The organism is Flavobacterium sp. (assembly GCF_049318325.1).
GTDB lineage: Bacteria > Bacteroidota > Bacteroidia > Flavobacteriales > Flavobacteriaceae > Flavobacterium.
Genome location: NZ_JBMOGQ010000139.1, coordinates 1 through 5,522, shown reverse-complemented (window position 1 = coordinate 5,522; position 5,522 = coordinate 1). Strand labels below are relative to the sequence as shown.

Sequence of the window (5,522 nt, the reverse complement as noted above, 5' to 3'; positions counted from 1 at the left end):
TTTCTTTCTGTTGTTGAATAAAGAACTGTTCGCTCGTCTGAAATCTCCTACAACGGTTTTGCGCTTTGCGTTCGGTGTGTGGTAGAAAGTACTGAAGTTTAAAGTTGGTAGAATGTTCATAGAAAGTTCTGCTGTTGAGCCAAGTACAAAAGCCACACTGACGCAAAACGCATGTTGTAGGAGGTTTCTATTTTATAAGTACTTTGTTTATATGATACTGAATACCTATAAAACAAGCAATAAAATCTCCTTTTGTTACAATTGTTTGCGAATGACCTTTTCCATTTATGTAATCTTGTTCAGAAAAATAGTAGGTAAACTTTGTAGCAAATAGTTTTTTCAACCCTACTCCCCCATGTAGTCCACAATTAAAATATATATTTTTTAACAACTTTTTTGAAAGTACTGTATTTGCTGATAATACAAAACCACGATTCTGAAATGAAAAAGTTTCAAACTGACTAATAATGTTACTGTAATTACTTCTAATAATTGATTTGGATGTACCAAAATTTCTATTTGGGCTCATTATTAATCCAATACCTGAATTTATATGGTACTTCGGCTTTTTAAATATTAAATAATCTATGTTAAATCCATATCCTAAATAATATACATCTTTAGTTGTATGTTCCCATCCTTTTTTATATTGACCTTTATAGCCAATTGAAGGAATAAATAAACCAAATGAACATGATAAATTTTCTTTATAAGAAATTCTAGTATTTATACTTGCGTAGCTCCCAATTGTGAATTTATTATCAAATTCTAACAATGAAGTATTGTTTGTCTGCAATGATGTTATTTCATGTGTAATGCCACCATTCCAATTAAACTCGGTAAGCTTTATTTGAGAAATTAAATAATTGGGGTACAGTAATACCCCAATTATTATGATTAGCTTATTCATTATTGATGCTCAATATGAAGAGTTATCTGACTTGATGTCATCTGAAATGGATGCGCCCACCAAAAATCAACATATACGTTGTACTTATGAAGTGCTTTACCTGATGAATATGAGTTGTAATCCAAGACACTACAATTTGGATTCTGTTGTGTACTAAAAATACTTGGGATAATAGATTGACATTTAGGTTTAACAAAATGGTTCATATTTGTAGGATACCCGTTAGATTGAATTAATAGGCTCGTTGGTGCGCTGTTTATCCCTTGACCTTGTTTTCTATGTTTTAACTTGCTATGTATTCTTAAGTTAATACCCATAGCCTGATAAACAACTTTTGCTTTTACTCTATATGTGGTTTCACCAATAGTATAAGGACAACCATCATCAGCGTCGCAATTATCTTTACCCTTTTTTGGAGCTCCGCTTTCTTTACATTTTTTATATTGCCCGCCATTTTCAGATTGTATTTCTTCTGGATTTGTAAGGTCTTCAATATATAAAATATCGGCTTCAAATGGAAAATTAAAAATACTGGTTGAGTTTGCTTGTTTATTTATTAACTGAGATATTACATTTTCATCACTTGATTCTGTTACAAAAATCTCTGAGTTTAAAAAGTCAAGCAAACAGGTTCGACTTCCTATTTTTACAATATAGTTCGAGTTTAGAATATATTCAAGCGGTGAGCCTTCTATTTCAAATACTCTTTCAATTTCAGTTGGAATTCCAACACTGTGCAAGCTTGAAAAAGTAAAATTGGATAACCATTCATTTTTGTCTTCTAATGATTTATTTTCAAAATTTTGTAAAAATGCTTCATACACTTCCAAACTTTAAAAATTTAAAATCCCATTTGATACAAAAACTTCTTGAGAATTTGTTGTTATCCTGGAAGCAGAATTGTTTTCTATTAGCGAAATCTGCTTTGTTTCTTCTTCAACTGTCTTTTTAGCCTTATTGCAAGAAACTGTTAACAATGCGATTGCTGTAATCGCTAGTATGATTTTTTTCATATTCTAATATTAGCTTCATTTTTTAAAGAGGTTTTAGGCACTTTTTTTAATCCTCTTTTTTTGTAGTATTAACGATTTCAATTTTACAAATGTACACTTTCTCAGCAGTAGTTATACCTCTCTCAGAGTTAATGTTGACGTGCCTGTTATTTTTGTGTTAGGTCATTCGTCCATGTTATTTTCTACTGTTCAATTATGTACATCTGCTCGTCTGAAATCTCCTACAACGTTTTTGGGCTTGGCGAAGGTGGCGATTTTCACCACAAATGTTGATGCGTAGAACCAAACTTTGATTAAGCACAAATGTGTCTGCGGAGCACCGAACCGCCACTTTTGCCAAACCCGTGTTATCGGCTGGCATTCTTTCGGTCGTCATAGGTCGCTTATGTTTTTTACAAGTGTCAAAATACTGTTTGGATTATTAGTGTCGTAAAACCAATTGTTGTCAAAGTTGGCAATAGTCGCTGGATTTTGGCTGTTGCCAACTACCAAACTATGAAATTTAGTTTTGTTTTCTTTTGCCTTTAAAATTTTTTCTTGGGTTGCCTTGTCGAATGCTGACATAACAAAGTCGGAAAGCATTATTACGTCTGCTTTTTTATAGTCTGCCTTTGTTAGCATACGGAGTGCTTCTCTCATTGCAGGTGTTGCGTCTGTACCTCCGTAAAAACTCATTGATAAAAAATTTATGATTTTGTCAATCGAATTTTTAAGGTCTGTTAGATTTAAAGTTTCTATGTCTGTTGAAAATGAAATGAGATAACATTTTCTATTGTCCCGAATTGCAATTTTTAGAATAGCAAAACAAAGCGTTTTTGCAACTGTTTCAGGTGTTCCGTGCATAGAACCACTTGTGTCCACGCAAATAATAAAAGGCCCTTGGGTTTCTTCCTTTTCCTTTTCTTGTTTGTCTTGAAACTCTTCTTCTTTGAATGATAAAACTTTGGCTTGATATTCAAATGTTTGAAGTTTCTTTTCAGCAAACTTTTTGAAGAAAACCGATTGCATAGTTTCGTCAGAAAGTAATGCAGTTTCTGATGGTAACAAGCTACTTAAATCATCACTTTCTCTTATTCCAATTAAGTCGGCTTTACTTGCGTGTTCTGCTTTCCATTCAGGTTTTATTGAGGTATTGCTAAAAATTTCTTCTTCGAATTCCTTTTCAGCTTGTCGCATTTTTCCTAACATTTCAGCAAGGTCTTTGAGTGATTTGTCTTTCTTTAAAAGTTCTGCATATCTTTTTAAAATGTCTAAGTTGGCTCTTTGCCAATTTCCTTTACTCATATCCCAAAGTCTGCCTAACTCATTTGTAAAGGGTTCTAACGCTTCTTGAAGTTTTTTAAGTTCTTCAATTTGTTTGTAAAGTTCTTCGCAAATTTTTTTACGTTGTTCTTCTATGATTTCAAGTTCCCATTTGGTCTTCTTTTTAAATAGTAACTCTTCCCACTTTTCTATGAAGTGCTCTTTTACACTTTCAAAAGTTATCGAACTATCGACCTCATTGCGAGGGTCCAAGCTATTCCAAAATTCATTAGAATAAAATGACAAATCAATTTCTCTATTTGAATATTCTTTTTCTAAGAAAAATTTTAGTTTAAGCCACTCTCTTTGATTCTCAAAACTAGTTCTATCTATTAAACAAAAACTTTCTTTAAGTTCAGTCTCCTCGTAATAAGGATTTGTTGTTTTGTTAATTTGCTTTTTAGTTTTATTTATAAAATCAAGAATGTCTTGGGTAATTTTTTCTGCAAGTTCTTTGTCTTGTATACAAAGTTCTTTCATCGTTTCATTAGCAAGAATAATTTTAACAGCATCAGCAAAATTATCAGTATTAGAATTGGTGAAGCCAATTCCTTTTTCTGTTTCTTTTGTTATTTGCTCATAAATCTCAATAGCTAATTTTTTGCGAATGTCTTTATCGGCAATGCTTCCAAAATGGGTAAATCTTTCAAATGAATTGTTCATTTTAAATTACTTTTTCCTCGTCCTTAAATTTTTTATAATCATTTTGAATTTTTCGGATTTCAACTTCTATTTTCTCGATTTCCTTTCTTGTTTCTGTGATATGACTTTCCACAATGTTTGCCAATTCCGGCTTAACAAATAAATTTATTCTTAAATGTTTTAAGTCAGTATTGCGATAGGCTTCTAATTTTTCTTTTAAATCGTTAGTGAGTCCCAGTCTTCTTCTACCTTTTTATGCGGTTTTTTTGTTATTTGCCTTTTTTCACCTTTGATTTCTGTTTTCAATTTGTAATCAGTTCCATTAATTTTAATATGAAGATTGTCTTTCCCTTTTCTTATACTATAATATTGATATCGGCGGTAATGAGAATATTCTAGATTAAATAAGTAATGATTTTGTTCTTCATTTGTTAGTTGCTTTAGAGCTTGTTCTCCAATAAATCTGTCGTTACGAGAAGGTGGATTTATAATTTCTACATATTCATCAGTGATAATGTAACTCTCTACTCTTGTATCTTTTTCAAATTTTGTTTCTTCTTGTATTTCTAATAGAAATTCTTTAAGCTCTTCTTTTATTCCTGTTAAATTAAAGTTTAAAGAATACCCGTGCTTTTGTATAGCATCTCTTACAAATTGTGAAACGGTTTGTATTTGCTCTGTTTCATTCCAAAGACAGTCCTTAATTAAGAAACAGTCCATTAAGTCTACCGCTTGGCGGTCATTTAAAAACGCTGATGTTCTTAATAATCTTGTCGTCTTTCGCCACCTACGGTCGGAAATGTAAATTTGCTTTTCCTTTTTATTCTCGTCTCGTTTGTTATGCTGGTCAATATAGTTTCGTATAACGTGAATTACGTTAAAGACATTTTCAGGTATTTCAATATTATCAATGTCTTTACACCATTTTTGGTATTCGCTATCAGTAATTTTTAAAGGCTCTGTAACTGTGTCAGAATTTGAGTTTAATGATTTTGAAATCATATCATTAAAGTTCTGCTTGTCTTGCACACCGTCAACGACAATACGAACAAGAAACCTATCCCAAAGAGCTTCAAGCCCTTCGCCTTTACTTGGTAGTTCGTTTGATGCAGAAATTAATGCTTTCATTGGAACTGGGTCTATTATTACATCTCCATTTCTATAAATCTTTTCGTTAAGAATTGTAAGTAAGGCGTTTTGAATTGAAGGTCCAGCTTTCCAAATTTCGTCAAGAAATACAACTGTTGCAGAGGGTAAATAATTTTCTACAACTCTTTGATATTTGTCCTCGTCACGAAGTTGTTTAATTGAAACGGGTCCAAATATTTCGTCTGGCGTGCTGAATCGGTTCATTAAATATTCAAATGAACTGCCGTCTTTGAAAGCATACTTAAGTCGTCTTGCAATTAAACTTTTTGCAACGCCTGGAGCACCTAAAAGAAAAATACTTTCTCCTGCAACTGCTGAAAGAAGTGTCAAAGCAATTACATCTTCTTTTTCAAATACTCCGTCATTAAGTCGTTTGAGGAGTTCTGTAATTTTAGGTTTAACTGTCATTCGTCAATATTTTGTTTGTCTGTTTAATGTTTGCACTGTCGTTGTGTCTTGTCCTGAAATAGGTTGACCATTTTAATTAAGGTTTGGTATAGGTTTTC

At 32.2% G+C, this 5,522-nt stretch carries 5 protein-coding genes; all 5 read right to left on the bottom strand.

Annotated features, from left to right (window positions below; genetic code table 11):
• Positions 1–187: 187 nt before the first annotated feature.
• Positions 188–910 carry a hypothetical protein gene (locus ACOYLP_RS10395; protein ID WP_422856102.1) on the bottom strand — a complete coding sequence of 241 codons (723 nt, stop codon included), beginning with the start codon at positions 908–910 and terminating at the stop codon, positions 188–190.
• The gene (locus tag ACOYLP_RS10390) at positions 910–1,740 is read right to left on the bottom strand and encodes a hypothetical protein (protein ID WP_422856101.1); all 831 of its coding nucleotides are present in this window, start codon (positions 1,738–1,740) and stop codon (positions 910–912) included. The genes ACOYLP_RS10395 and ACOYLP_RS10390 overlap by 1 nt, the downstream gene beginning before the upstream one ends.
• Positions 1,741–1,743: 3 nt before the next feature.
• Complete coding sequence (locus ACOYLP_RS10385) at positions 1,744–1,923, bottom strand: hypothetical protein (RefSeq protein WP_422856100.1); 180 nt, start codon at positions 1,921–1,923, stop codon at positions 1,744–1,746.
• Positions 1,924–2,295: 372 nt separating this feature from the next.
• Positions 2,296–3,888 (bottom strand): VWA domain-containing protein, encoded by a 1,593-nt coding sequence (locus ACOYLP_RS10380; protein ID WP_422856099.1) that lies wholly within the window; start codon positions 3,886–3,888, stop codon positions 2,296–2,298.
• Positions 3,889–4,083: 195 nt separating this feature from the next.
• Positions 4,084–5,424: an AAA family ATPase gene (locus tag ACOYLP_RS10375; protein ID WP_422856098.1), complete on the bottom strand. Its 1,341-nt coding sequence runs from the start codon at positions 5,422–5,424 to the stop codon at positions 4,084–4,086.
• Between the last annotated feature and the right edge of the window lie 98 nt (positions 5,425–5,522).